Source organism: Ensifer sp., assembly GCF_035999135.1.
Lineage (GTDB): Bacteria > Pseudomonadota > Alphaproteobacteria > Rhizobiales > Rhizobiaceae > Ensifer.
This window is the reverse complement of record NZ_DASYGZ010000063.1, coordinates 1-3114: the sequence shown is the minus strand read 5'-3', so window position 1 is coordinate 3114 and position 3114 is coordinate 1. Positions and strand designations below refer to the sequence as shown.

The window sequence follows — 3114 nt, the reverse complement described above, 5'->3', positions numbered from 1 at the left end:
ATACCAGATCGAACGCCTGCGCCGCCTGGCCAAGGATGCCAATCTGGATCCGGATTTCGCCGAGAAGTTCCTGAACTTCATCATCAAGGAAGTCATCCGGCATCATGAAGCCATCGCCGCCGATCGCTCGCATTCCGCGGGCGCCGCCGGCACAAACCATTCCGCTTGAACCAAGCGGTCAAGAAAGCCTGCAAGGAGTTACTCACATGGCACTGAAAATTCGTCTCGCCCGTGGCGGTTCCAAGAAGCGTCCTTACTACCAGATCGTCGTTGCCGACGCCCGCAGCCCGCGTGACGGCCGCTTCCTCGAGAAGATCGGCTCGTGGAACCCGATGCTCGGCAAGGACGACGAAAAGCGCGTCGAGCTCAACGCCGAGCGCGTCAGCCACTGGATCGCCCAGGGCGCCCAGCCGACCGACCGCGTTCTGCGCTTCCTCGACCAGGCTGGCCTTGCAAAGCGTCCGGCTCGCAGCAACCCGACCAAGGCTGTTCCGGGCAAGAAGGCTCAGGAGCGCGCTGCTGAAGCGAAGCAGAAGGCTGAAGACGCCGCTGCCGCCGCTGCAGAATAATAGCCGGAGAACAGCCTCAGGTGGAACCAGCGCACTTGCGCTGACGTTCCTCCTCGGGCTGCCGTGACTTAAGAAACGGGTGGCATTTCCATGCCGCCCGTTTTCCGTTATGTCCACCGGGATATCCCGAACACGGATGAGATGATGATGAAACTCGAAAACCCGATTCTGATGGCGACGATCGGTGCGGCGCAGGGGCTGCGCGGCGAGGTAAGGGTCAAGTCCTTTACCGACGATCCGACGGCGCTTGGCGACTATGGCAATCTGCACAGCGCCGACGGTCGTGTTTTCGAAGTGCTGGAAATCCGTGAAGCGAAGAATGTCGTCGTCGTGCGCTTTCGCGGCGTCAACGATCGCAATGCCGCCGAGGCCCTGAACGGCCTGGATCTCTTCATGGAGCGCGACAACCTTCCCGACGACGATCTGGACGAAGACGAGTTCTTCTATGCCGATCTCGAGGGCCTGGAAGCCGTCGACGGCAACGGCACCAGCTACGGAAAGGTGAGCGGCGTCTTCGATTTCGGCGCCGGCGACCTCCTGGAGCTGAAGGGGCCCGGTCGGCGCCCGGTTCTCATTCCCTTCACCGAATGGTCGGTGCTGGAGATCGACCTGGAGGGTGGTCGCCTGCTCGTCGATCCGGTCGCAGCCGGCCTTTCCGACGAAAAAGATCAGGATCAGAACCCCTTTTCCGCAAAGCGCAAATGAGCGACGTGGCGATGACCTTTCGTGCCACTGTCCTGACGCTCTATCCCGAAATGTTTCCGGGCCATCTCGGCGCTTCGCTTTCGGGCAAGGCGCTGGAGCGGGGCCAATGGTCAATCGAGGCGGTGCAGATCCGCGACTTCGCCGAGGACAAGCACCGCACGGTCGACGATACGCCGGCCGGCGGCGGCGCCGGAATGGTGCTAAAACCCGATGTGCTTGCCCGGGCGATCGATCAGGTCTCCGGGGATGACGACCGTCCGCGGCTGCTGATGAGCCCGCGCGGCCGTCCATTGACCCAGGAGCGGGTGCGCGAACTCGCCGACGGTCCCGGCGTCGTGATCGTCTGCGGGCGCTTCGAGGGTGTCGACCAGCGCGTGATCGACGCGCGTGGCCTCGAAGAGGTTTCCATCGGCGACTATATTCTTTCGGGCGGCGAGCCGGCGGCGCTGACGCTGCTCGATGCCGTCGTCAGGATCCTGCCCGGCGTCATGGGCAACGCGCTTTCGGGCGTGCATGAGAGCTTCGAGGGCGGGCTGCTCGAACATCCGCATTACACCCGGCCGCAGGAATTCGAGGGTCGCGAGATCCCGGCGGTTCTGACCTCGGGCAACCATGGCGCCATTGCCAAGTGGCGCGAGGCGGAAGCGCGGCGGCTGACGGCCGAGCGCCGGCCCGACCTCCTTGCTCAGCCGGTGAAGAAGTAATAGGCGGCCAGCAGCAGGCCCACGGCAACGACGAGCGCGCGGATCACCGCCTGTGGCACGCGTCTGGCGGCCCAGACGCCGCTGTAGCCTCCGAGGGCTGCCCCAGGCACCATGATCGCCGCATGCAGCCAGGAGACGACCCCGCCGGCCGTAAAGACGACGATGGCGATGGCGGCAATCACGATCGAGATGAAGTTCTTGAGCGCGTTCAGGCGGTGGTAGCCGCCGCCGGTCGCAAGCCCCAACACCGCCAGCATCATGATGCCCATGCCGGCGCCGAAGAAGCCGCCATAGATCGAGGTGATGAACTGTGCGCCGATACCGGCCGGATTGATGGCGTGCTCGTCGATGCGCGCCTTGGGCTTCAGCAGCGGTCCGGCGGCGAAGATCGCGGTTGCCGCAAGCAGCAGCCAGGGAACGAGCGCGCGGAAGGAGGCGTTGGACAGCGAGATCAAGAGCAGCGCGCCGGCAAGGCCGCCAAGCGCCGAGATGACGCCGAGCAGGATGGCGTAACGCCTGTCGGCGCGGATCTCCTTGGCATAGGCGAGCGCCGAGGTGATATAGCCCGGAAACTGGATGATCGACGAGGTCGCGTTGGCGACGATCGGTGACAGCCCGCCAAGCGTCATCGCCCCGAAGGTGAGGAAGGTCCCGCCGCCGGCAATGGCATTGACGACACCGGACAGGAAGCCGGCCGTGAAAAGCATGAGCACTTCGAAGATATGCATGGTTTCCCCCAACCACCCTGCCCGGGATAGCCGCTGGTTGTGCCGGCTGCAAGCCCGTTCCACCGCACAAATGCGCCGAACGTATCTCAGGATCTGCTGATAAAATCACAGCGCTGGCCGGGGCCGCCGAGAAATTATGGCTTCCGGGGATGACAAGCGGGGCCGATTGGTGTAAGTGCCGCCCCGGTTCGGGATTCATGCCCGTCGACCAAAACAAAGAATGGCGAATCCGCTCCTGCCGGTCTCCGGCAAGACCTGAAGGCTGGCCCGACAGGTTCATCGAGAGCGCTCTGGCTGTTTCAGAAGAACTTGAAAGGTTAGACCGATGAACATCATCCAGCAGCTGGAAGCCGAACAGGCCGCCAAGATCGCCGCCAAGCGCACGCTCCCGGAATTCTCCGCAGGCGA

The 3114-nt window shown here is 63.7% G+C and carries 4 protein-coding genes and 2 pseudogenes; 5 read left to right on the top strand and 1 reads right to left on the bottom strand.

Going from position 1 to position 3114, the window contains the following annotated elements:
• From VGO12_RS06960 to trmD, 4 genes and pseudogenes are all read left to right on the top strand, one after another.
• Positions 1 to 169: pseudogene (locus VGO12_RS06960) on the top strand (chorismate mutase); the annotation flags it as partial.
• 37 nt (positions 170 to 206) lie between these two features.
• Positions 207 to 569 carry a 30S ribosomal protein S16 gene (gene rpsP / locus VGO12_RS06955; RefSeq protein ID WP_327511991.1) on the top strand — a complete coding sequence of 121 codons (363 nt, stop codon included), beginning with the start codon at positions 207 to 209 and terminating at the stop codon, positions 567 to 569.
• Positions 570 to 713: 144 nt separating this feature from the next.
• Positions 714 to 1274, top strand: coding sequence for a ribosome maturation factor RimM (gene rimM / locus VGO12_RS06950; protein ID WP_327511992.1), 561 nt, complete (start codon positions 714 to 716; stop codon positions 1272 to 1274).
• Positions 1275 to 1285: 11 nt separating this feature from the next.
• Entirely contained in the window at positions 1286 to 1978 is a 693-nt protein-coding gene (gene trmD, locus VGO12_RS06945) for a tRNA (guanosine(37)-N1)-methyltransferase TrmD (RefSeq protein WP_327511990.1), read from the top strand.
• Here the strand turns inward: trmD and VGO12_RS06940 are convergent.
• Positions 1960 to 2706: a sulfite exporter TauE/SafE family protein gene (locus tag VGO12_RS06940; protein ID WP_327511989.1), complete on the bottom strand. Its 747-nt coding sequence runs from the start codon at positions 2704 to 2706 to the stop codon at positions 1960 to 1962. The two genes, trmD and VGO12_RS06940, sit on opposite strands and share 19 nt — an antisense overlap.
• A gap of 325 nt (positions 2707 to 3031) precedes the next feature.
• Between VGO12_RS06940 and VGO12_RS06935 the strand changes: the two are divergent.
• Positions 3032 to 3114 (top strand): annotated as a pseudogene (locus VGO12_RS06935) (50S ribosomal protein L19); the annotation flags it as partial.